General features: G+C 55.3%; 20 protein-coding genes. 4 read left to right on the top strand and 16 right to left on the bottom strand.

Annotation, left to right across the window (positions count from 1 at the left end):
• Positions 1-47: 47 nt before the first annotated feature.
• Positions 48-353 (bottom strand): stress response protein ElaB, encoded by a 306-nt coding sequence (gene elaB, locus AC3WOK_RS08405; protein ID WP_059312839.1) that lies wholly within the window; start codon positions 351-353, stop codon positions 48-50.
• Between the two features lie 53 nt (positions 354-406).
• The gene (locus tag AC3WOK_RS08400) at positions 407-868 is read right to left on the bottom strand and encodes a GNAT family N-acetyltransferase (RefSeq protein WP_063957851.1); all 462 of its coding nucleotides are present in this window, start codon (positions 866-868) and stop codon (positions 407-409) included.
• A gap of 71 nt (positions 869-939) precedes the next feature.
• On the opposite strand from AC3WOK_RS08400, the gene rbn reads away from it, so the two are divergent.
• Both rbn and AC3WOK_RS08390 read left to right on the top strand, forming a co-directional pair.
• Positions 940-1,857: a ribonuclease BN gene (gene rbn, locus AC3WOK_RS08395; RefSeq protein ID WP_063429119.1), complete on the top strand. Its 918-nt coding sequence runs from the start codon at positions 940-942 to the stop codon at positions 1,855-1,857.
• Positions 1,858-1,921: 64 nt separating this feature from the next.
• Positions 1,922-2,926 (top strand): chemotaxis protein, encoded by a 1,005-nt coding sequence (locus AC3WOK_RS08390; RefSeq protein WP_032643418.1) that lies wholly within the window; start codon positions 1,922-1,924, stop codon positions 2,924-2,926.
• A 92-nt stretch (positions 2,927-3,018) separates the two neighbouring features.
• Here the strand turns inward: AC3WOK_RS08390 and nuoN are convergent, their stop codons facing one another.
• From nuoN to lrhA, 14 genes are all read right to left on the bottom strand, one after another.
• Positions 3,019-4,476 (bottom strand): NADH-quinone oxidoreductase subunit NuoN, encoded by a 1,458-nt coding sequence (nuoN, locus tag AC3WOK_RS08385; protein WP_029740937.1) that lies wholly within the window; start codon positions 4,474-4,476, stop codon positions 3,019-3,021.
• 6 nt (positions 4,477-4,482) lie between these two features.
• Positions 4,483-6,012 (bottom strand): NADH-quinone oxidoreductase subunit M, encoded by a 1,530-nt coding sequence (gene nuoM, locus AC3WOK_RS08380; protein ID WP_447856008.1) that lies wholly within the window; start codon positions 6,010-6,012, stop codon positions 4,483-4,485.
• Between the two features lie 76 nt (positions 6,013-6,088).
• Positions 6,089-7,930 carry an NADH-quinone oxidoreductase subunit L gene (nuoL, locus tag AC3WOK_RS08375; RefSeq protein ID WP_447856009.1) on the bottom strand — a complete coding sequence of 614 codons (1,842 nt, stop codon included), beginning with the start codon at positions 7,928-7,930 and terminating at the stop codon, positions 6,089-6,091.
• The gene (gene nuoK / locus AC3WOK_RS08370; RefSeq protein ID WP_003861496.1) at positions 7,927-8,229 is read right to left on the bottom strand and encodes an NADH-quinone oxidoreductase subunit NuoK; all 303 of its coding nucleotides are present in this window, start codon (positions 8,227-8,229) and stop codon (positions 7,927-7,929) included. Before nuoK ends, nuoL begins: the two co-directional genes overlap by 4 nt.
• Positions 8,226-8,780, bottom strand: coding sequence for an NADH-quinone oxidoreductase subunit J (gene nuoJ, locus AC3WOK_RS08365; protein ID WP_047346614.1), 555 nt, complete (start codon positions 8,778-8,780; stop codon positions 8,226-8,228). The genes nuoK and nuoJ overlap by 4 nt, the downstream gene beginning before the upstream one ends.
• A gap of 10 nt (positions 8,781-8,790) precedes the next feature.
• Positions 8,791-9,333, bottom strand: a complete 543-nt coding sequence (gene nuoI / locus AC3WOK_RS08360) for an NADH-quinone oxidoreductase subunit NuoI (protein ID WP_003861491.1) — start codon at positions 9,331-9,333, stop codon at positions 8,791-8,793.
• 13 nt (positions 9,334-9,346) lie between these two features.
• Positions 9,347-10,324, bottom strand: coding sequence for an NADH-quinone oxidoreductase subunit NuoH (gene nuoH, locus AC3WOK_RS08355; RefSeq protein WP_047346615.1), 978 nt, complete (start codon positions 10,322-10,324; stop codon positions 9,347-9,349).
• The gene (gene nuoG / locus AC3WOK_RS08350) at positions 10,321-13,044 is read right to left on the bottom strand and encodes an NADH-quinone oxidoreductase subunit NuoG (protein ID WP_447856011.1); all 2,724 of its coding nucleotides are present in this window, start codon (positions 13,042-13,044) and stop codon (positions 10,321-10,323) included. Before nuoG ends, nuoH begins: the two co-directional genes overlap by 4 nt.
• A gap of 55 nt (positions 13,045-13,099) precedes the next feature.
• Entirely contained in the window at positions 13,100-14,437 is a 1,338-nt protein-coding gene (gene nuoF / locus AC3WOK_RS08345) for an NADH-quinone oxidoreductase subunit NuoF (protein ID WP_023312536.1), read from the bottom strand.
• On the bottom strand, positions 14,434-14,934 hold the full coding sequence (nuoE, locus tag AC3WOK_RS08340) for an NADH-quinone oxidoreductase subunit NuoE (protein WP_006176513.1): 501 nt from the start codon (positions 14,932-14,934) through the stop codon (positions 14,434-14,436). Before nuoE ends, nuoF begins: the two co-directional genes overlap by 4 nt.
• Before the next feature lie 2 nt (positions 14,935-14,936).
• Positions 14,937-16,739, bottom strand: coding sequence for an NADH-quinone oxidoreductase subunit C/D (nuoC, locus tag AC3WOK_RS08335; protein WP_023312537.1), 1,803 nt, complete (start codon positions 16,737-16,739; stop codon positions 14,937-14,939).
• A gap of 89 nt (positions 16,740-16,828) precedes the next feature.
• Complete coding sequence (nuoB, locus tag AC3WOK_RS08330) at positions 16,829-17,503, bottom strand: NADH-quinone oxidoreductase subunit NuoB (protein WP_003861482.1); 675 nt, start codon at positions 17,501-17,503, stop codon at positions 16,829-16,831.
• Between the two features lie 15 nt (positions 17,504-17,518).
• Positions 17,519-17,959, bottom strand: a complete 441-nt coding sequence (gene nuoA / locus AC3WOK_RS08325) for an NADH-quinone oxidoreductase subunit NuoA (RefSeq protein ID WP_003861475.1) — start codon at positions 17,957-17,959, stop codon at positions 17,519-17,521.
• Between the two features lie 630 nt (positions 17,960-18,589).
• Complete coding sequence (lrhA, locus tag AC3WOK_RS08320) at positions 18,590-19,528, bottom strand: transcriptional regulator LrhA (protein ID WP_047346617.1); 939 nt, start codon at positions 19,526-19,528, stop codon at positions 18,590-18,592.
• 940 nt (positions 19,529-20,468) lie between these two features.
• Between lrhA and alaA the strand changes: the two genes are divergently transcribed.
• Together alaA and yfbR are read left to right on the top strand one after the other, a co-directional pair.
• Positions 20,469-21,683, top strand: a complete 1,215-nt coding sequence (gene alaA / locus AC3WOK_RS08315; protein ID WP_059312843.1) for an alanine transaminase AlaA — start codon at positions 20,469-20,471, stop codon at positions 21,681-21,683.
• A gap of 118 nt (positions 21,684-21,801) precedes the next feature.
• Positions 21,802-22,401 carry a 5'-deoxynucleotidase gene (gene yfbR, locus AC3WOK_RS08310; RefSeq protein ID WP_028016242.1) on the top strand — a complete coding sequence of 200 codons (600 nt, stop codon included), beginning with the start codon at positions 21,802-21,804 and terminating at the stop codon, positions 22,399-22,401.
• Positions 22,402-22,438 lie beyond the last annotated feature (37 nt).

Below are 22,438 nucleotides of genomic sequence, written 5' to 3'. Positions count from 1 at the left end.
ACTGACCATAAATAGCAGTACCCACGTATAGGGAGTGGTTAAGCGGCTTAACGACGGGCCAGCAGCAGGCCGAGAACCAGGCCTACAGCAGCGCCTGCGCCGATACCCTGCCACGGTTTTTCATGCACGTAATCATCGGCACGATAAACCGCTTTTTTAGCGCGGTAGTAATAGGTATCAGACGCATGGCTGACGCGGTTTTTGACCTCATGCAGCGCCTGTTCGGCACGGGCTTTTAGCTCAATATATTTCTGATCGGCAGGGTCGCCCGAGGAACGTAACACCTCTTCCAGCGTTTCGCTCAGTAAGGCCAGATCGTCATCGATACGGGTATCCCAGGATTGAAATGACATAGTTTTCTCCATGTTAGTACACCAGTCCGCTAACTATAGCCAACGCGCCGCCATTACGCCTGTTTCACTTCCCGCGCCATGCCGATGTGGGGAATGCCATCTTCGTCATACACTTCCGTTACCGGCGTGAAGCCAAAGTGGGCATAAAACGACTGCAGGTGCGCCTGCGCACCCAGGTATAACGCCTTGTCCGGCCACTGTTTCTGGCACGCTTCCAGCGTTTTTTCCATAAGCTGGTAGCCCAGTTTTTCGCCGCGCGCCTTGCCGCTGATGATGACGCGGCCAATAACGACAGGCTCAAAATCGTCTTCGCTTTTCAGAATCCTCGCATACGCGACCAGCTCGTTATCGCGCCAGCCGAGGATATGACGGTTCTCGCCGACAAGGTCATCGCCGTCGATGTCCTGATACGGGCAGGTCTGTTCAACCACGAACACTTCACAGCGCAGTTTAAGCAGCGCGTAGAGCGAATGAACGGTGAGGTCGCTATGGTGTAAATCTTGCCACTGGATCATGTCAGTCTCCTTCCTGGGGTTCATCACGTTATACTAAACCCCTCCCCGTTCGGCAAAGGGCTGATTGCGTTATGGAACTGATTTTTCTGGGTACGTCCGCTGGCGTGCCAACCCGCTCACGAAATGTGACGGCGATTCTGCTGGATCTTAAACACCCAACCCGCGGCGGGCTGTGGCTGTTTGACTGTGGTGAAGGGACGCAGCATCAGCTGTTACATACCGCTTATCACCCGGGCAAGCTGGATAAAATCTTTATCACTCACCTGCATGGTGACCATCTCTTTGGCCTGCCCGGCCTGCTGTGCAGCCGCTCAATGGCCGGTAATGCCAACCCGCTGACGATTTACGGGCCTGCGGGTGTGCGTGAATTTGTTGAAACCACGCTGCGCCTGAGCGGCTCGTGGACGGATTATCCGCTGGAGATCGTTGAGATTACAGAAGGCGTGGTTTTCGATGACGGGGATTATAGGGTTACGGCCCAACCACTCAATCATCCAGTGGAATGCTATGGCTACCGTATTGAAGCGCATGACAAACCCGGCGCGCTGGATGCCGCTGCGCTAATGGCCGACGGCGTTAAGCCCGGGCCGCTGTTCCAGCGCCTGAAGCACGGAGAGACCGTCACGCTGGAGGACGGGCGCGTTATTAACGGCCAGGATTATCTCGCCGCACCGCAGCCCGGCAAAAAACTGGCGATTTTTGGCGACACGGCCCCGTGCCCGGCGGCGCTCACGCTGGCTCAGGGCGTGGACGTGATGGTGCACGAAGCCACGCTTGAAGCGGCAATGGAAGAGAAAGCCAACAGCCGTGGCCATAGCTCCACGCGTCAGGCGGCGCAGCTTGCCCGTGACGCGGGCGTCGGGAGGCTCATCGTCACCCACGTCAGTTCACGCTACGACGCGCGGGGATGCGCAAGCCTGCTGGCGGAGTGCCGCGCGCTGTTCCCGGAATGTGAGCTGGCCGAAGATTTCGCTCAGGTCAGCGTTTAGTCCTTCATTTTTCTCTCAGGATGCCGATAACGATTAAAAGGTCAGCATTTCTCTCGAGGGTAGAATGGATAATTTCCAGAAAGATATTGATGACAGGGCGAATCTGACCCTGTCGAACCGTTTTGAACTGTTGCTGTTCCGTCTGGGCACCTCTCTTAACGAAAATAAATCCGAGCTGTTTGGCATTAACGTCTTTAAGCTGCGTGAAATTGTGCCGATGCCGGAGTTCACGAAACCCGCAGGGATGAAATCACCGCTGATGGGAATGGTGAATATTCGCGATCAGGTGATTCCGGTGATCGATCTGGCCGCCGTAGCGGGCTGTAAGCCCACGACCGGGCTGAACATTCTGCTGATCACCGAATATGCCCGCAGCGTGCAGGCGTTTGCCGTGGAATCGGTTGAGAACATCATGCGTCTGGACTGGAAGCAGGTGCACGCGGCGGAAACCGCCGTCAGCGGCCGCTATATCACCAGCATAGCCTGCCTGGACGAGAAGACCGATACCAACGATCTGGCAATGGTGCTGGACGTTGAGCAGATCCTGTATGACATCACCCCGGCCAATCACGATCTGCACGCCACAAACCTGAAGACCACCAAATTCCATATTAAGCCAGGCGCTGTCGCCATCGTCGCGGAAGACTCCAAAGTCGCGCGTTCGATGCTGGAGAAAGGCCTGCAGGCGATGGAGATACCGGCGCAGCTGCATATCACCGGTAAAGAGGCGTGGGAAAAAATTGGCGTGCTGGCGGCACAGGCGCAGGCTGAAGGGGTGCCGATCACCGATAAGATCGCTCTGGTGCTGACCGACCTCGAAATGCCGGAGATGGACGGCTTTACGCTGACGCGTAAAATCAAAACCGACCCGTTCCTGAAGGACATTCCGGTGGTGATCCACTCTTCCCTTTCCGGCAACGCCAACGAAGATCATATTCGTAAGGTGAAGGCGGACGGTTACGTGGCGAAGTTTGAGCTGAACGAGCTGTCGTCGGTGATTGAGGAAGTGCTGGACCGCTCGATGAAGAAGATTGACGGGCCGCTGATTAGCCGCAAGCAGCTGGCTTAAGTCTGGAGCGGGCTGGTGCCCTCACCCCAACCCTCTCCCACAGGGAGAGGGCGAAGACCATAAAAAAACCCGCCGAGGCGGGTTTTTTGCTTTTACATTAATGGCATCGCTCGCTGCACGATATCAATCAGCGGCTGCGGATAGATACCGAAGATCAGCACCAGCAGTGCGGAGATGAGTACCACAATACCGCCGGCGCTGTACTGCCAGTTGGTTGGGGCATCACGGTTGAGCTGCTGAGGTGCACTCAGGTACAGGCTCACTGCCACACGCAGGTAATAGTACAGACCAATCGCGGAGCCGATAACCACGCCCGCGGTCAGCCACCACAGGTGCGCCTGCACACCGACGGCCAGCACGTAGAATTTACCGATGAAGCCCAGCGTCATCGGGATACCCGCCAGAGAGAGCATCATCACCGTCATTACCGCGGACAGAATTGGACGGTGCCAGAACAGACCACGGTAGGAGAACAGTGAATCGGCATCCGGACCACGGTACGGACTGGACATCAGGCTCACCACGCCGAACGCGCCGAGGCTGCTGAACAGGTAACCGGCCAGATACACGCCTACGGCTTCCATCGACATCTCACCGCTCTGCAGCGCAATCAGCGCCACCATCAGGTAGCCCAGATGAGAGATTGACGAGTAGCCCAGCAGGCGTTTGATGTTGGTCTGGCTCAGCGCCATCAGGTTACCGAAGATGATGGAGACGAACGCGATGATGCCCAGCACCACGCGAACCGCTTCGCTGTCACCCACCGGTGCGTACAGGAACAGACGCATGACCACCCCGAAGATAGCGATTTTGCTCGCCGTCGCCAGGAAGGTCGACACCGGAGCCGGAGCACCCTGGTATACGTCTGGCGTCCACAGGTGGAACGGAACCAGAGAGAGTTTGAAGCCAAGGCCAACAATCATCATGCCCAGACCCGCCAGCAGCAGCGGCTCATGCAGCATGCCGTCGCCGAGGCTCTTGCCGAGCGCCATGAAGGAGAGATTACCGGACTGTGCGTACAGCAGCGCAATACCAAACAGCAGGAACGAGGACGCCGCCGCAGACAGGATGGTGTACTTGATGCTGGCTTCCAGAGAGCGCTTCTGGCGGAAGGCGTAACCAATCAGACCGAACAGCGGCAGAGAGATCAACTCAATGCCGAGGAACAGTGCAGCAAGGTGGTTCGCGTTCGCCAGCAGAATGCCGCCCAGCGCGGCAATCAGAACCAGCAGATAAAACTCTTCTTTATTGTCGTTGTAGCCTTCGAGCCACGGATACGCAAAGGTACAGGTTGCCAAGCTCGCCAGCAGAACCAGACCGGTATACAGCATGGCGTAACCGTCAACGCGCATCAGCGGGGTGACGTCCATCGCTCCACCCTGGCCAACAAACCAGAGAGAGACTAACGCGGCGTTCAGGCCGATGACCGACAGCGTGGCATTCAGGAAGTGATTGCGTCGCCACGCAATGGAGAGCATCACAACCACCACCGTCAATCCGACGATCAGCAGCGGTAGCAGCGCGATCAGTTGTTGTGGAGTTATTGTCATGGCGAATTACGGCCTTGTAGTAGAAGCAGAATTAACAAACCACTGCTGGATATTACCCATCGCGCTGTGCGAGGTATCCAGAATCGGCTGCGGGAAGAAGCCCAGCAGCACCAGCAGTACGACCAGCAGCAGGATGATGAACAGCTCACGCAGCGACATCCCCGGCAGTTCTTGTGCAGCAATTTCGCTCTTCGCTTTACCGAAGTAAGCGCGGTGCAGCATCGCCAGCGAGTACACGGAAGCGAATACCAGACCAAAGGTGGAGATCACGGTAATCACCGGTACCACTTTGAAGCTGCCGAACAGAATCATAAATTCGCCGACGAAGTTACCGGTGCCCGGCATCCCCAGGGTGGCAACCGCGAAGAACATGGACAGCGCTGGCAGCCATTTAATTTTGCTCCACAGGCCGCCCATCATACGCATGTCGCGGGTATGCAGACGTTCGTACAGCTGGCCGCACAGGATGAAGAGGCCGGCTGCGGACAGACCGTGCGCAATCATCTGGATCACCGCGCCCTGGTACGCCAGCTGGCTGCCGGTGTAGATAGCAATCAGCACGAAGCCCATGTGGGAAACGGAGGTATACGCAATCAGACGCTTGATGTCGTACTGCGTGAAGGCCATCCAGGCACCGTAGAAGATACCGATCACACCCAGCCACATGGCAATCGGTGCGAACTCAGCGGAGGCATTCGGGAACAGCGGCAGTGCGAAACGCAGCAGACCGTAGGCCGCCGTTTTCAGCAAGATGCCCGCCAGGTCAACGGAACCCGCCGTTGGCGCCTGAGAGTGCGCGTCTGGCAGCCAGCCGTGCAGAGGAACCACCGGCATTTTCACCGCGAACGCGATGAAGAAGCCCAGCATCAGCAGGTATTCAACGCCGTGCGACATCGGGGTCTTCAGCAGGTCTTCGTAGTTGAAGGTCCAGGAGCCGGTCGCGTTGTGATGAACAAACACCAGCGCCAGAATGGCAATCAACATTACCAGACCACTCGCCTGGGTATAGATGAAGAACTTGGTTGCCGCCGTGATACGCGTTTTACCGTCGGACGCCTTATGGCCCCACAGCGCGATCAGGAAGTACATCGGCACCAGCATCATCTCCCAGAAGAAGAAGAACAGGAACATGTCGATGGCAAGGAACACGCCGATAACGCCGCCCAGGATCCACATCAGGTTCAGGTGGAAGAAGCCCTGGTATTTTTCGATTTCACGCCAGGAGCAGAGTACCGCCAGAACACCGAGCAGACCAGTCAGCACCACCATCAGCAGCGACAGACCGTCAATCGCCAGGTGGATCGTAATGCCGAAACGTGGGATCCACGGCAGGATAAACTCAGACTGCCACTGCGGAATGCCCACAGACTGGGTCAGAGAGTAGCCACCCTGCAACCAGAGTTGCAGACCAAGCGCGAGCGTCAATCCCATGGTGATCAGCGCGATCCAGCGCGGCATCTTCACGCCAAAGCGTTCAGTCTGCCAGCACAGGAAGCCGCCGATGAAGGGAATTAATATTAGCCAGGGTAGTAACATGGCGATTTACATTCCTTTTTAAGGCCCCCAGCAGGGGCCTGATTTTCAACGAATTCGAATAAAATTCACTTAACGATCAACGCAACACCATCAGCAGCGCCAGCACGACAACCGCACCGATGCTCATGGACGCCACATACCAGCGCAGATAACCGTTCTCGCTGTACAGCAGGCCTTTACCTGCAAAGCGGGAGAGGATCGCCGGGATATTCATCAGGCTGTTCAGTGGGTCGCGCTTCAGCAGCCACGCAATGCCCAGGAACGGCTTAACGAAGATCATGTCGTACAGCCAGTCGAAGCCCCACGCGTTATACCACCAGGTGCCCAGCAGACGGCCTGGCGCACTGTTGGCCACGGCAGTGACCAGCGTACGTTTGCCCAGCCACAGCCATGCAGCGATCAGGATGCCCGCGATAGCGACCACGCCGGAGGTGATTTCAAGCGTCAGAACGCGACCGTGCTCAAGCTCGGTGGTGTCTGGCAGTACGCCCTGCAGCGGTGGCACAATCATCGCGCCAACGAAGGTGGACAGTACCAGCAGCACAATCAGCGGCAGGTGGTGGGTAATCCCCTTCCCTGCGTGAGCGTGAATTTGTTCTTTACCGTGGAATACGATGAAAATCATACGGAAGGTATACAGGGAGGTCATGAACGCACCGACCAGACCCGCAACCATCAGATTGATATGACCATTCGCCATGGCACCCGCAAGGATTTCGTCCTTACTGAAGAAGCCCGCGGTAATCAGCGGCAGTGCCGCCAGCGCCGCGCCGCCGACCAGGAAGCAGATATAAACCAGCGGAATGGACTTACGCAGTCCGCCCATCTTGAAGATGTTCTGCTCGTGATGGCAGGCCAGGATCACGGAACCGGATGAGAGGAACAGCAGCGCTTTAAAGAACGCGTGCGTCATCAGGTGGAAAATGGCTGCGTCCCACGCCTGAACGCCCAGCGCGAGGAACATGTAACCAATCTGGCTCATGGTGGAATACGCGAGAACGCGTTTGATGTCGGTCTGCACCAGCGCGGCAAAGCCTGCCAGCACCAGCGTGACCGCACCGACGATACCCACCAGGTGCAGAATTTCCGGAGTCATCAGGAACAGGCCATGGGTACGCGCAATCAGGTAGACGCCTGCGGTTACCATGGTTGCAGCGTGGATCAGCGCGGAGACAGGGGTTGGACCCGCCATCGCGTCGGCCAGCCATGTCTGCAACGGCAGCTGCGCGGATTTACCCACGGCACCACCCAGCAGCATCAGCGTTGCCCACCACAGCATGTTGTTGCCTGCGGCGAAGTGCGCTGGCGCCAGTTCCACCATTTCGCGGAAGTTCAGCGTGCCCAGTTCGTTGTAAAGAATGAACAGCGCGAAGGCGAGGAAGACGTCACCCACGCGGGTTACGACGAACGCTTTCATGGCCGCCGCGCCATTCTTCGGATCGGTAAAGTAGAAACCGATCAGCAGGTAAGAACACAGACCCACGCCTTCCCAGCCCAGATACATCAGCAGCAGGTTATCGGCCAGGACCAGAACCACCATGCTGGCGATAAACAGGTTGGTGTAGGCGAAGAAGCGGGAGTAACCCTCTTCACCGCGCATGTACCAGGAAGCGAACATGTGGATCAGGAAGCCGACGCCAGTGACCACGGAGAGCATGGTCAGCGAAAGACCATCCAGCACCAGGTTGAAGCCGATGTTGAAATCACCGACCGACATCCAGGTCCACAGCGGAACGCTGAATGGCTGACGTCCGTTGTTAAAGAAGTCGATACCCACATACGCCGTCACCAGCGCAGCCAGACCGATTGAGCCAATGCCCACGGTCGCAGACAGATTCTCAGACCAGCGGCCGCGAGAAAACGCCAGCAGCACGAAGCCAATCAGCGGAAAAATAATGGTTAAGGCAAGCATGTTCATCCACGCAACTCACTTACTGAATCGATGTTCAGGTTCTGGCGGCGACGATGGAGCTGCAGTAACAGCGCCAGGCCAATACTCGCTTCGGCAGCCGCAAGGCTGATGGCGAGAATGTACATCACCTGACCATCGGTCTGGCCCCAGTAGCTTCCGGCGACCACGAAGGCCAACGCGGAGGCGTTAATCATGATTTCCAGGCCGATCAGCATAAACAGCAGATTGCGGCGGATAACCAGACCGGTCAAACCCAGAACGAATAAAATCGCAGCGAGGATCAGTCCATGTGTTAAGGGGATCATGCGCGCTCCTCCGTTTTTCTTTTCGCGCGGTCGTCAGTGCGGTTGCTCAGCACCTCGCCAGCGCGCTCTTCGCGGCCAACGTGGAAAGCAACAACCAGACCTGCCAGCAGCAGCATTGAGGCCAGTTCAACCGCCAGAACGTATGGGCCAAAGAGCGTGATACCGACCTCTTTAGCACTGATTGGCGTTCCGTCGATGCCCTGATCGTTTACGCCCAGGATGGCGTAAACGATCACCACCAGCATGATGGCCGACAAGATTGCCGGGCCAATCCACACCTGCGGTTTTAACCACTGACGTTCCTGCTCAATTTCAGAGCCGCCCAGGTTCAGCATCATCACCACGAACACGAACAGCACCATAATGGCCCCGGCGTAGACGATGATTTCCAGCGCACCGGCGAAGTGCGCGCCCAGCGCAAAGAACACCCCGGAAATGGCCAGCAGCGAGATGATTAAGTACAGCAGCGCATGCACCGGATTGGTGTGCGTAATCACTCGCAGCGTAGCCAGGATGGCGATAAGGCCACAGATATAAAAAGCGAATTCCATTGCCCTCTCCTTACGGTAACAGGCTCTTGACGTCGATAGGCTTAGCTTCGTTCTCTGCTTCGCCCTTATCTTTGCCGTCGATTGCCATACCCGCCATCCGGTAGAAGTTATATTCCGGGTATTTGCCCGGACCGGAAATCAGCAGATCCTCTTTCTCGTACACCAGGTCCTGACGCTTGTACTCACCCAGCTCGAAGTCTGGAGTCAGCTGAATCGCCGTGGTTGGGCACGCTTCTTCACACAGACCGCAGAAGATGCAGCGTGAGAAGTTGATGCGGAAGAACTCAGGGTACCAGCGGCCGTCTACCGTCTCTGCTTTCTGCAGAGAGATACAGCCTACCGGGCACGCTACCGCACACAGGTTACAGGCAACGCAGCGCTCGGAACCGTCCGGGTCGCGCGTCAGCACGATACGGCCACGGTAGCGCGGCGGCAGATATACCGGCTCTTCCGGGTACATCCGGGTTTCGCGTTTGGCAAACGCGTGCAGGCCGATCATCCAGATACTGCGTACCTGGGTACCGAAGCCTACCAGTAATTCTTTTAAGGTCATGGTCTATAGCCCCTTATGGCTGCTGCCAGAGAATGACAGCCGCCGTTACCAACAAGTTGACGAGCGTCAGCGGCAGGCACACTTTCCAGCCGAAGGACATTACCTGGTCATAACGTGGACGCGGTAACGCTGCGCGAATCAAAATGAACATCATCATGAAGAACGCGGTTTTCAGCGCGAACCAGATGAACGGCGGTAAGAACGGGCCATGCCAGCCACCAAAGAACAGCGTTACCATCAACGCGGAAATGGTGACGATACCGATGTACTCGCCCACGAAGAAGAGACCGAATTTCATACCGGAATATTCGATGTGGTAACCGTCGGCCAGTTCCTGTTCGGCTTCTGGCTGGTCAAACGGGTGACGGTGACACACGGCCACGCCCGCGATAGCAAAGGTAATAAACCCAAAGAACTGCGGGATAACGTTCCAGATGTCGGCCTGGTTGTTGACGATGTCGGTCATGTTGAATGAACCGGCCTGCGCCACCACGCCCATCAGGGACAGACCCAGGAACACTTCGTAGCTCAGCGTCTGCGCGGAAGCACGCATCGCACCCAGCAGCGAGTATTTGTTGTTACTGGACCAGCCTGCGAACAGCACCGCGTAAACCGCGAGGCCAGCCATCATCAGGAAGAACAGAATGCCGATGTTCAGGTCAGCCACAACCCAGGTCGGGCTGACGGGAACGATCGCAAACGCCAGCAGCAGCGAGGTGAAGGCGATCATCGGCGCCAGAGTAAAGATCACGCGGTCAGAGAAGCGCGGGATCCAGTCCTCTTTAAAGAACATCTTGATCATGTCCGCGACCAGCTGGAGTGAACCACCCCAGCCCACGCGGTTCGGTCCGTAACGGTTCTGGAACAGACCGAGCAGACGACGTTCACCAAAGCTCATGAACGCGCCGCAGGTGACCACCACCAGCAGAATCACAACCGCTTTCAGAATGCTCAGCAGGATGTCGATAAGATCCGGCGTTAACCAACTCATGCTTTTGCCTCCTGCAGGTTATCAAGACGCGCACCCGCCAGTACCGGCGCGATGCCAGGCATACCCATCGGCAGACCCACCTGCCCTGCTGTCAGACCTTCGGAGATAATCAGCGGCAGGCTGATTGTCTGGCCGTCATAGCTAAAGGCAATGTGTGCGCCAGCGTTAACGCCAAGCTTCGCGGCATCCGCCGGGTTGAGCTTGATGTACGGCTGCGGCATGCGGGTCTGGAAGACCGGTGAACGCTGGGACAGCTCGTCGCTACCGAACAGATGGTAGTACGGCGCAATGCGCCAGTTACCTTCCTGCGCCTGGAAGCTCGCCGGAACGGTCGTGAAGAAGTCCAGACCGGTTTCGGAGGCTTCAATCAGACGTACGCCCGGATCGCCGTGGCGCAGTGAACCACCCACTTCAGCCTGGAACTTGTTCCATGCCTGCGGGGAGTTCCAGCCCGGAGCCCACGCAAATGGGATCTGTGAACGCGGGGCAGACGGCTGGTTGTTCCCTTCCATTGAGAAGGCGAACATGGTGTCTTTATCCTGCGGCTGGCGCGGTTCGTGCACGCTGATATTGGCGCGCATTGCGGTACGGCCGCTGTAGCGGTGCGGTTCACGCGCCAGTTTCTGGCCGCGAATGCGGAAGCTTGCTTCAGGCGCGGCATCTTTAATGCCTGCCAGCTGAGGCAGTTTCTCGACTACCGCGTCGATAACGTGGTCGAGCTGCGTCCAGTCCACTTCACGGCTCTGCACGGTGCTGTGCAGGGAGTGCAGCCAGCGCCAGCTTTCCAGCATCACGGTGTTGCTGTCGTAGTACGCCGGGTCGTAAACCTGGAAGAAACGCTGCGCGCGGCCTTCGTTGTTGATTACGGTACCGTCGCTTTCTGCGAAGCTTGCCGCAGAGAGCACCAGGTGCGCTTTATCCATAATCGCGGTGCGCTGATGATCGATAACCATCACCAGCGGCGCTTTGGAGAGTGCGGCGTCTACGCGCGCGGCAGAAGCATGGCGATGCAGGTCGTTTTCCAGCACCACAACGGCGTCAGCAGAACCGGATTCCAGTTCGCTTAGCGCAGCTTCCAGCGAGCCGCCGCCAATCATGCCCAGACCAATGCTGTTTACCGCACGGGCAATCATGGTCACGCCGACGTCGGCACCGCGGCCTTTCAGGGCTTTGGCAACGTTTGCTGCGGCCTGAATGATCTCCGCGCTTCCGGCGTTAGTGCCTGAAATAATCAGAGGTTTCTTCGCACCCGCCAGGGCCTGAACAATCACGTCGACCTTGTTCTGCAGGTCGCGATCCAGTTCAACTGCCGGCGCGCTGTTGTCCAGCGCGTGGGCAATCGCAAATCCGAGGCGCGCCTGATCTTCAACCGGTGCACAGTAGGTCCAGGCCGCGATATCGTCCAGACGGGTGTTGTCGACGTTAGTCACAAACAGAGGATGCTTAGCGCGCTGGCCGATGTTCAGGATTGCCGCAATTTGCCAGTCAGCCACTTTCTGCGCGGCCGCCATTTCACGTGCTTTACCCTTCACCGCCTGACGAACCGCCAGAGCCGCGCGTGCGCCGGTCTGCGTCAGGTCTTCACCCAGCACCAGAACCGCATCATAAGATTCAATTTCGCGCAGCGCAGGGGTGTGGACACCGCCTTCACGCAGCACTTTCAGCACCAGCTGCAGACGTTCCTGCTCGCCCTGGGCGATACCGGTGTAGAAGTTTTCCGCGCCAACCAGCTCGCGCAGCGCGAAGTTGCTTTCGATGCTGGCGCGCGGGGAGCCGATACCGATCACTTTCTTCGACTGGCGCAGAATGTCTGCCGCGCCCTGCATCGCCTGTTCAGCGTTCAGGGTAATAAAGTCGTCGCCACGGCGCTGAACCGGCTGACGCGGACGGTCTTTCAGGTTCACATAGCCATAGCCGAAACGACCGCGGTCGCACAGGAAGTAGTGGTTAACGGTGCCGTTGTAGCGGTTTTCGATACGACGCAGTTCGCCGTAGCGCTCGCCCGGGCTGGTGTTACAGCCGAGGGAACACTGCTGGCAGATGCTTGGCGCAAACTGCATGTCCCACTTACGGTTGTAGCGCTCGGAGTGGGTTTTATCGGTGAATACGCCGGTTGGGCAGATTTCCACCAGGTTACCGGAGAATTCGCTCTCAAGCACCCCGTCTTCCGGACGACCGAAGTAGACGTTATCGTGTGCGCCATAGACGCCCAGATCCTGGCCGTCCGCGTAATCTTTGTAGTAACGCACGCAGCGGTAGCAGGCGATGCAGCGGTTCATTTCGTGAGAGATGAACGGCCCCAGGTCCTGGTTACGGTGGGTACGCTTGGTAAAGCGATAGCGACGGAAGCTGTGACCGGTCATCACGGTCATATCCTGAAGGTGGCAGTTACCGCCCTCTTCGCAGACCGGACAGTCGTGCGGGTGGTTGGTCATCAACCATTCCACAACGCTTTCGCGGAACTGTTTCGCTTCTTCGTCATCAATCGAAATAAAGGTGCCTTCGGTGGCTGGCGTCATACAGGACATCACCAGGCGACCACGCGTGTCTTCCGCGTTTTGATATTGCTTCACCGCACACTGGCGGCAAGCACCGACGCTGCCCAGCGCCGGATGCCAGCAAAAATACGGAATATCAAGGCCGAGCGACAGACAAGCTTCCAGCAGGTTGTCCGCCCCGTTGACCTCATATTCTTTGCCGTCTACATGAATCGTAGCCATTAGCATGCTTCCAGTTGGCTCAGTCGAAACCGAGCGTTAATCAAAATTCTTGTCGTTACCAGCGCGCTTTAAGCAGGTTCGGCTGAATCCCATTAATCGCATGGGTATTGCTGAACGGCTGCTTGATGCCTGCTTCGAACTCGTCGCGGAAATATTTAATCGCGCTCTGCAGAGGTTCGACGGCACCCGGTGCGTGGGCACAGAAGGTTTTACCCGGGCCTAAGAATCGACACAGCTGCTCAAGCGTCTCGATATCCCCAGGCTGGCCTTCGCCACGTTCGATAGCACGCAGGATCTTCACGCTCCACGGCAGACCATCACGGCACGGTGTACACCAGCCGCAGGACTCGCGGGCGAAGAACTCTTCCAGGTTACGCACCAGCGATACCATGCCGATCTCGTGGTCGACGGCCATCGCTAGCGCCGTACCCAGACGGCTGCCTGCTTTACCAATGCTTTCGAATTCCATTGGCAGGTCAAGGTGAGCTTCGGTCAGGAAGTCTGTCCCTGCCCCACCCGGCTGCCAGGCTTTGAATTTCAGGCCATCGCGCATGCCGCCGGCGTAGTCTTCAAGAATTTCGCGTGCGGTGGTACCGAACGGCAGTTCCCAGACGCCAGGATTTTTAACGCGACCGGAGAAGCCCATCAGCTTGGTACCGGCATCTTTACTTGAGGAGATGCCCTGATACCACTCCACGCCGTTGGCGAGGATAGCCGGAACGTTACACAGGGTTTCGACGTTGTTTACGCAGGTCGGTTTACCCCATACGCCGGAGCTTGCCGGGAACGGTGGCTTGGAACGCGGGTTCGCACGACGGCCTTCCAGGGAGTTAATCAGCGCGGTTTCTTCACCGCAGATATAACGCCCGGCACCGGTGTGCACGAACAGCTCGAAGTCAAAGCCGGTGCCCAGGATGTTTTTACCCAGCAGGCCCGCTTCGGTGGCTTCCGCGATCGCGCGACGCAGGTTTTCTGCCGCTTCGATGTACTCACCGCGCAGGAAGATGTAGCCACGGTAGGCTTTCAGCGCAAACGCGGAGATCAGCATGCCTTCCACCAGCAGGTGCGGCAGCTGTTCCATCAGCAGGCGGTCTTTATAGGTGCCCGGCTCCATTTCATCAGCGTTACACAGCAGGTAACGGATGTTCATGGATTCGTCTTTCGGCATCAGGCTCCACTTCAGACCGGTGGAGAAGCCCGCGCCGCCGCGCCCTTTCAGGCCAGAATCTTTCACCGCATTTACGATGTCGTCGGGCGCCATGCCGCCAAGGGCTTTACGCGCACCGGCATAGCCGTTTTTGCTCTGATATTCGTCGAGCCATACCGGCTGTTTATCATCACGCAGACGCCAGGTCAGCGGATGCGTCTCAGCAGTACGAATTACAGTTTTCATTTGTACTGCTCCAGCAGGTCAGGAATCGCTTCCGGCGTCAGATGGCTGTGAGTATCCTCATCAATCATCATGGTCGGCCCCTTGTCGCAGTTACCCAGGCAGCAGGTCGGCAGCAGCGTAAAGCGGCCGTCGAACGTGGTCTGGCCCGGCTTGATATTAAGCTTCTTTTCAATCGCAGCCTGAATGCCCTGATAGCCGGTAATGTGGCAGACAACGCTGTCACAGTAGCGGATCACATGGCGGCCAACCGGCTGACGGAAGATCTGGCTGTAGAACGTGGCTACGCCTTCTACGTCACTTGCCGGAATACCCAGCACTTTTGCGATCTCATAGATCGCCCCGTCCGGCACCCAACCACGCTGTTTCTGTACGATTTTCAGCGCTTCAATGGACGCCGCACGCGGGTCTTCGTAGTGGTGCATCTCGTGCTCAATGGCGGCACGTTCTGCTTCACTCAGCTCAAAAGCCTCGGTTTGTGGTTGTTGATTCTCGTGCATAATTAGCGGTCCACATCTGACATAACAAAATCGATACTACCCAGATACACAATCAGGTCGGAGACCAGACTGCCGCGGATGGCGGACGGGATCTGCTGCAGGTGCGCAAAGCTCGGCGTACGCACGCGTGTGCGGTAGCTCATGGTGCTGCCGTCGCTGGTCAGGTAGTAACTGTTAATACCCTTGGTCGCTTCAATCATCTGGAAGGATTCTTGCGCCGGCATGACCGGGCCCCAGGAAACCTGCAGGAAGTGGGTGATCAGGGTTTCGATATGTTGCAGCGTGCGCTCTTTCGGCGGCGGCGTGGTCAGCGGGTGATCCGCTTTGAACGGGCCTTCCGGCATGTTGTTGAGGCACTGCTCAAGGATGCGCAGACTCTGGCGCAGCTCTTCTACTTTCAGCATCACGCGGGTGTAGCAGTCGGAAACACCGCCGCCAACCGGGACTTCAAAGTCGAAGTTCTCGTAGCCAGAGTAAGGACGCGCTTTACGCACGTCGAAATCAATACCGGTTGCGCGCAGACCTGCACCGGTGGTCCCCCACTCCAGCGCTTCTTTCGCGCCGTAGGCAGCAACGCCCTGGGAACGGCCTTTCAGGATGGTGTTACGCAGCGCGGCTTTCTCGTAAGACGCCAGACGTTTTGGCATCCAGTCGAGGAATTCACGCAGCAGACGGTCCCAGCCGCGCGGCAGATCGTGTGCCACACCGCCGATACGGAACCAGGCAGGGTGCATACGGAAACCGGTAATTGCTTCGACCAGATCGTAGATTTTCTGACGGTCGGTAAAGGCGAAGAAGACCGGCGTCATCGCGCCGACGTCCTGAATGAACGTAGAGATGTACAGCAGGTGGCTGTTGATACGGAACAGTTCTGACAGCATGACGCGAATCACGTTAACGCGATCCGGCGTAACGATACCCGCCAGTTTCTCAACGGCCAGCACGTATGGCATTTCGTTTACGCAGCCGCCGAGATACTCGATACGGTCGGTATACGGAATGTAGCTGTGCCAGGATTGACGCTCGCCCATCTTCTCGGCACCACGGTGGTGGTAGCCGATGTCCGGTACGCAGTCGACAATCTCTTCGCCATCAAGCTGAAGAATAATACGGAATGCACCGTGCGCGGACGGGTGGTTTGGACCGAGGTTGAGGAACATGAAGTCCTCGTTATCGGTACCGCGCTTCATGCCCCAGTCTTCCGGTTTGAAGGTCAGCGCTTCCATCTCCAGATCCTGCTTGGCTTTGGTCAGCTCAAACGGATCGAATTCGGTCGCACGTGCCGGGTAGTCTTTACGCAGCGGGTGGCCGGTCCAGGTCTGCGGCATCATGATGCGCGTCAGATGCGGGTGGCCATCAAAGGTCATGCCGAACATTTCCCAGGTTTCACGCTCATACCAGTTGGCGTTTGGGAAAAGTTTGGTGATCGTCGGCAGATGCATGTCGTTTTCAGACAATGCCACCTTGAGCATAATATCCGTATTACGGTCTATTGAGATCAGGTGGTAGAAAACGGAGAAATCCGCAGCAGGGAGACCCTGGCGGTGGGTACGCAGACGTTCATCCATGCCGTGTAAGTCAAACAGCATGACGTACGGTTTTGGCAATTTCTTGAGGAAATCGACAACTTCCAGCAATTGTTCACGCTTCACCCAAACAACGGGTACCCCGGTGCGGGTAGCCTGAACAGTAAAGGCATCCGGCCCAAAACGGTTGCGCAGTTCGCCAATGACGGGGTCATCCAGATGATCCCTTGTCTGCCAGGCGGCTTCTTGCGCGGTTAAGTCGGTCATATTGTTCACCATTGCAAATGGTCCGTGGTGACTGTTGAGCCTGGCTTCGCGCTATTTGAGTAGTGATATGCGAAGGTGTTCTCCAGGCCTACAGGCGCAAATTAAATTTCGTCAGGCGTACGCAGATTGGTGACGGCAATACGTTCACCACGTTTACGCTCGCGCTCAGATTGCATGTTCGCGCGATACACACCCTGATCGCCAACAACCCACGACAGTGGGCGACGTTCTTTACCGATGGACTCCTGCAGCAGCATCAGCGCCTGCATGTAAGCTTCCGGACGTGGCGGACAACCCGGGATGTACACATCCACTGGAATAAACTTATCTACGCCCTGCACGACGGAATAAATGTCGTACATACCGCCAGAGTTTGCACATGCGCCCATGGAGATAACCCATTTTGGCTCCAGCATCTGGTCATAAAGACGCTGAATAACAGGCGCCATCTTGGTAAAGCAGGTACCGGCTACCACCATCAGGTCAGCCTGACGTGGGGAAGCACGCAATACCTCTGCCCCAAAACGCGCAACGTCATGCACCGCAGTGAATGACGTCACCATTTCAACGTAGCAGCAAGAAAGGCCAAAGTTGTACGGCCAGATGGAGTTCTTACGACCCCAGTTGACCATATCGTGCATGGCATGCTCGAGTTTGCCCATGTACACGCTTTTATTGACTTCTTGCTCCAGGGGGTCGGTTACGATCTCCTGTTTTTGCAGGGGGTAACGGTCATTCTCACCGTTAGGATCTATGCGGGTGAGCGTATAATCCATCTTATTGCCTCGCTGTTACTGCTGACGATTAGAGATACTGTTTTCCGGGTTGATATGTTCACGGCGTGAACGCACAGGTGTCCAGTCCAGCGCGCCAATACGCACCAGATAAACCAGACCGGCCAGTAACACTAAAATGAAAATTGCGGCCTCGACAAAGCCCACCCAACCACTTTCGCGAATGGAGGTAGACCACGCGAAGAGGTAAAGCGCTTCCACGTCGAAGATGACGAAGAACATGGCTACCAGGTAGAACTTGGCAGACAGGCGTAAGCGAGCGGTACCTACTGAATCAATACCTGATTCGAAAGGTGTGTTTTTGTGCCTTGCGCGGGCGCGACCGCCCAGGAACCAGCCGCCGACTAACATCAGGCAGCACAGGCCAATGGCTACAATAAGAAAGATTGCGAATGCCCAGTGATGAGCGATGACTTCTGTGGATGTTGACATACTCATTGCTTACTCATCAAAAGTGATACCAACGACACTGCTCTTGCTGGCAGATGGGCATCACATCGATTCATGGGGAGGAACAAATAACCTTACACTAACTGTCAGAAATGAGACGTAGACAGCAAAATGATGGGGTTTTTTACTCCTTTCTATAACCTATTGTCAACTTTAACAAAGGTTTCTTCACATTAAATTACATCGAGCGATTCTCATTAACATTTGGTGCCCTTTAACCCTGGTGGGTACATGACTTTCCGTCAAATGTATGTTGTTGAATCGTGTCCGTTTCGGAAGTAAAAAAAATAACCCTCCTATTTTGACAGGATTTGCCAACGATTCCTCCCCCCAAATAGGAGTATTTTCTTGATCTGAGACACGCTTTTGTTAATTCAACCTGGAAAACGGCAACATCTTTCCTGTTTTTTTAACAAAGGTAGGATACGGATGACGTGAGAACGGGAAACGGATAAGTTTTAATCAAAACAGTTCAACCATTTGATTAATATATATAATCTTAAAAACCCACTCGTCGCAAGTGGGTATTGTTGCTAAAAAAAAGCCACTGCATGCGAAAATCACACGAGTGGCTTTTTTTTACACTTACATTTTGTTACCACAATTTTGAGCTAGCGATCACTCAAAGTCACCTTCTACAATCAGGGAATCATCCCCCCCTTCGGAGGTAACACGCTCGAACTGCCATGGGTTGTGGTAATTTTCCATCGCCTCGAACACCACTTTTGCCAACTCGTTATGACTGGCTGAGTTATGGCAGAGCAGGTATTCCGTATCTGGCAGCGCTGGAAGCCCATCGGATTTACCCAGGACGCGCAGATCCGGGCTCATCATCTCTACCGGACGGGCCGTTACGCCAAGCCCGGCTTTCACCGCGGCACGAACCGCTGGCAACGTGGAAGCCACGTACGCCAGACGCCACGGAATGTTGGCCTCATTCAACGCCGTCAGCACCATATCGCGGAACGGGCTCGGGTCATCCAGTAACACCAGAGGAACCGGCTCCCCTTTTTGCAGCACATATTCGGCTGCGCAATACCAGTGCGTAGGCGATGTACGCAGCGTCAGGCAATCAAACTGCCCGGGACGATGCGTGGTGACCACCAGGTCGACTTTATTCTCATTTAACATCTCAACCATAAAGGCATTACGCTTTACGCTGACATCCAGCGCAAGCTTCGGATAAACCGAACTAATGCGGTTGAGAAGAAACGGCAATATAGTATCCGCTGACTCATCAGATGCGCCTAACGTTAGCACCCCTTGAAGGTTGCTAAACATTAATGACATACATGCTTCATCATTAAAGCGAAGAATTTTCCTGGCATAACCCAGAAGCTGAATACCGTGTTCCGTTAAGAGCTTATTACGCCCGTGACGGGCAAAAAGCTCTTTACCAACCAGTTGCTCCAGCCGCTGCATTTGCTGGCTAACGGCGGACTGGGTTCGGCAAACGGCGGCAGCAGCAGCTGCAAAAGTGTTGAGATCGGCGACCGCAACAAACGTTCTCAGCAGATCGAGGTCGAGATTCATTATCGGACGATTTGCATTTATCATATCTTTTCACTTTCAGGTTGCTCGTGCGGAGCTGCCCGGGTTGAAGCTGTGTGTATAACAGTTAAGCAATTCCCTCTGAAGGTTTTCCCTCGCATCCCGGCCCGGCAGACTGCCTGACAGATAGTTATTGTGCTGCTTTATATCAACAGTCAGAAAGCACGTTTCATGACGTTATTTTTATTCTCTTTTAACGTTCAGGATATTTAGATGTTCGCAGGTTTATGTAAATTACATTAAAGGTATAACACCTTTTCTGCCATCTTTATCGCAGCGCTGTCAACGTAGCAGGAGATGTTCGACACATTCCAGCCAGAGATAACTCCAACAATAACAATCAATTAATTCGGAAAGTCAGTGTCTGATATACAAAAAGCTGGTATCTGACCTCTGCTTTCCTGAAAGACATCTTAACCCAAATCCACTTTATTTATAAGTCTTATTGCAATATTAAGGATTAAAGAAGAATGTTAAGCTTCTAAACTAATTTTATTAGAATTAACTAAAGTTGCATTTTTTAGGTTAATAATAAATAAATTTTAATTTAGATTAAGACCATTCATTAATGGCACTTAACATTAATTTCACATGAGTAACTTTTAGCCACAGTATGCTATTAACGTAAGATGTATCAAGCATTCAGGTTTTACGAAAAGTCACCCAGAGTGATTGCCACCTCTGTCTCCTCATCACTTATTTTTCACCAGCACAATATACAGCATTTCTACGACCACATAGCACAATTAACCTAGTTCCTCTCTATGTGTACAACTTTAAGGCAGTAAAAAAGTTTACCCTCAGAGAAAAAGATTTATCAAAATTTCGCTACCAGCACAAAATCTTCTACTGCACGCCCTTCAAAACGAAGCGAGGGGGGAGTACATTATTCCGTGCTGACTTCCACGGCAGGGAGCGGCAATAATAGCGAAAAGGTTAAAGGTTCATGTCCCCTATCGAAAAATCCAGCAAGCTTGATAACGTCTGTTATGACATCCGTGGCCCGGTTCTGAAAGAGGCTAAACGCCTTGAAGAAGAAGGCAATAAGGTTCTGAAACTCAACATTGGTAACCCCGCGCCATTTGGTTTTGAAGCGCCGGATGAAATTCTGGTTGATGTGATCCGCAACCTTCCTACCGCACAGGGCTATTGCGATTCAAAAGGACTTTACTCCGCACGTAAAGCCATCATGCAGCACTACCAGGCACGCGGTATGCGTGATGTTACCGTTGAAGATATTTATATCGGTAACGGCGTTTCCGAACTGATTGTGCAGGCAATGCAGGCGCTGCTGAACAGCGGAGACGAAATGCTGGTACCCGCGCCGGACTACCCGCTGTGGACGGCAGCCGTATCGCTGTCCAGCGGTAAAGCCGTACACTATCTGTGCGATGAGTCCTCTGACTGGTTCCCGGACCTCGATGACATTCGCGCGAAAATCACGCCTCGCACGCGCGGCATTGTGATCATTAACCCGAACAACCCGACGGGCGCGGTCTACTCAAAAGAGCTGCTCATGGAGATCGTCGAGCTCGCTCGCCAGCATAACCTGATCATCTTCGCTGACGAGATTTACGACAAGATCCTGTACGACGCAGCACAGCACCACTCTATTGCCGCGCTGGCCCCGGATCTGCTGACCGTCACCTTTAACGGCCTGTCTAAAACCTACCGCGTGGCCGGTTTCCGTCAGGGCTGGATGGTCTTAAACGGTCCGAAAAAACACGCCAAAGGCTATATTGAAGGGCTGGAGATGCTGGCCTCCATGCGTTTATGCGCCAACGTTCCGGCGCAGCACGCGATCCAGACGGCGCTTGGCGGCTATCAGAGCATTAGCGAGTTCATCGTTCCCGGCGGTCGCCTGTACGAACAGCGTAACCGCGCGTGGGAGCTGATCAACGATATCCCGGGTGTCTCCTGCGTGAAGCCGAACGGGGCGCTGTATATGTTCCCGAAAATCGACGCGAAGCGCTTCAACATTCACGACGACCAGAAAATGGTGCTCGATTTCCTGTTGCAGGAAAAAGTGCTGCTGGTTCAGGGCACGGCGTTTAACTGGCCATGGCCAGATCACGTCCGTATCGTGACGCTGCCGCGCGAAGATGACCTCGAAATGGCCATCAACCGCTTCGGGCGATTCCTGTCCGGTTATCATCAGTAACGCTGGCTTTCTGCCGGGTGGCGCTACGCTTACCCGGCCTACAACACCTGCAGATTTGCATCTTGCCTCCCCTCCCCGCACAATGAATGCGTGTCGCAGTAAAGACAAAAGGTAACCTATGAGTCAGAGCCATTTCTTTGCCCACCTCTCCCGTCTGAAGCTCATCAACCGCTGGCCGCTGATGCGCAACGTCCGCACGGAAAATGTTTCAGAGCACAGCCTGCAGGTTGCTATGGTCGCGCACGCGCTGGCCGCCATCAAAAACCGCAAATTCAACGGTCAGGTCAACGCCGAACGCATCGCTCTGCTGGCGATGTACCATGATGCCTCGGAAGTGCTGACCGGCGATCTGCCTACGCCGGTGAAATATTTCAACTCGCAGATTGCGCAGGAATATAAGGCCATCGAAAAGATTGCTCAGCAGAAGCTGATTGACATGGTGCCAGAAGAGCTGCGCGACATCTTTGAACCGCTCATCGATGAGCATCAGTATACGGAAGACGAAAAGTCGCTGGTCAAACAAGCCGACGCGCTGTGTGCCTACCTGAAGTGTCTCGAAGAGCTGTCCGCGGGGAATAACGAGTTTTTACTGGCGAAAACGCGTCTGGAAAAAACGCTGGAATCCCGCCGCAGCGAAGAGATGGATTACTTTATGCAGGTATTTGTACCGAGCTTCCATTTATCGCTGGATGAGATTAGCCAGGATTCTCCGTTGTAATTTTTCGCCGGGTGGCGGCTTCGCCTTACCCGGCCTA

Source organism: Enterobacter sp. FW301-JW81 (genome assembly GCF_058788735.1).
The sequence above is the reverse complement of the archived record's forward strand: the minus strand, read 5'-3'. Positions and strand labels throughout refer to the sequence as shown.

Excerpts from the sequence above, each read along its gene's own strand:
- elaB (WP_059312839.1), bottom strand. The coding sequence starts at position 353 with ATGTCATTTCAATCCTGGGATACCCGTATCGATGACGATCTGGCCTTA.
- AC3WOK_RS08400 (WP_063957851.1), bottom strand. The coding sequence starts at position 868 with ATGATCCAGTGGCAAGATTTACACCATAGCGACCTCACCGTTCATTCG.
- rbn (WP_063429119.1), top strand. The coding sequence starts at position 940 with ATGGAACTGATTTTTCTGGGTACGTCCGCTGGCGTGCCAACCCGCTCA.
- AC3WOK_RS08390 (WP_032643418.1), top strand. The coding sequence starts at position 1,922 with ATGGATAATTTCCAGAAAGATATTGATGACAGGGCGAATCTGACCCTG.
- nuoN (WP_029740937.1), bottom strand. The coding sequence starts at position 4,476 with ATGACAATAACTCCACAACAACTGATCGCGCTGCTACCGCTGCTGATC.
- nuoM (WP_447856008.1), bottom strand. The coding sequence starts at position 6,012 with ATGTTACTACCCTGGCTAATATTAATTCCCTTCATCGGCGGCTTCCTG.
- nuoL (WP_447856009.1), bottom strand. The coding sequence starts at position 7,930 with ATGAACATGCTTGCCTTAACCATTATTTTTCCGCTGATTGGCTTCGTG.
- nuoK (WP_003861496.1), bottom strand. The coding sequence starts at position 8,229 with ATGATCCCCTTAACACATGGACTGATCCTCGCTGCGATTTTATTCGTT.
- nuoJ (WP_047346614.1), bottom strand. The coding sequence starts at position 8,780 with ATGGAATTCGCTTTTTATATCTGTGGCCTTATCGCCATCCTGGCTACG.
- nuoI (WP_003861491.1), bottom strand. The coding sequence starts at position 9,333 with ATGACCTTAAAAGAATTACTGGTAGGCTTCGGTACCCAGGTACGCAGT.
- nuoH (WP_047346615.1), bottom strand. The coding sequence starts at position 10,324 with ATGAGTTGGTTAACGCCGGATCTTATCGACATCCTGCTGAGCATTCTG.
- nuoG (WP_447856011.1), bottom strand. The coding sequence starts at position 13,044 with ATGGCTACGATTCATGTAGACGGCAAAGAATATGAGGTCAACGGGGCG.
- nuoF (WP_023312536.1), bottom strand. The coding sequence starts at position 14,437 with ATGAAAACTGTAATTCGTACTGCTGAGACGCATCCGCTGACCTGGCGT.
- nuoE (WP_006176513.1), bottom strand. The coding sequence starts at position 14,934 with ATGCACGAGAATCAACAACCACAAACCGAGGCTTTTGAGCTGAGTGAA.
- nuoC (WP_023312537.1), bottom strand. The coding sequence starts at position 16,739 with ATGGTGAACAATATGACCGACTTAACCGCGCAAGAAGCCGCCTGGCAG.
- nuoB (WP_003861482.1), bottom strand. The coding sequence starts at position 17,503 with ATGGATTATACGCTCACCCGCATAGATCCTAACGGTGAGAATGACCGT.
- nuoA (WP_003861475.1), bottom strand. The coding sequence starts at position 17,959 with ATGAGTATGTCAACATCCACAGAAGTCATCGCTCATCACTGGGCATTC.
- lrhA (WP_047346617.1), bottom strand. The coding sequence starts at position 19,528 with ATGATAAATGCAAATCGTCCGATAATGAATCTCGACCTCGATCTGCTG.
- alaA (WP_059312843.1), top strand. The coding sequence starts at position 20,469 with ATGTCCCCTATCGAAAAATCCAGCAAGCTTGATAACGTCTGTTATGAC.
- yfbR (WP_028016242.1), top strand. The coding sequence starts at position 21,802 with ATGAGTCAGAGCCATTTCTTTGCCCACCTCTCCCGTCTGAAGCTCATC.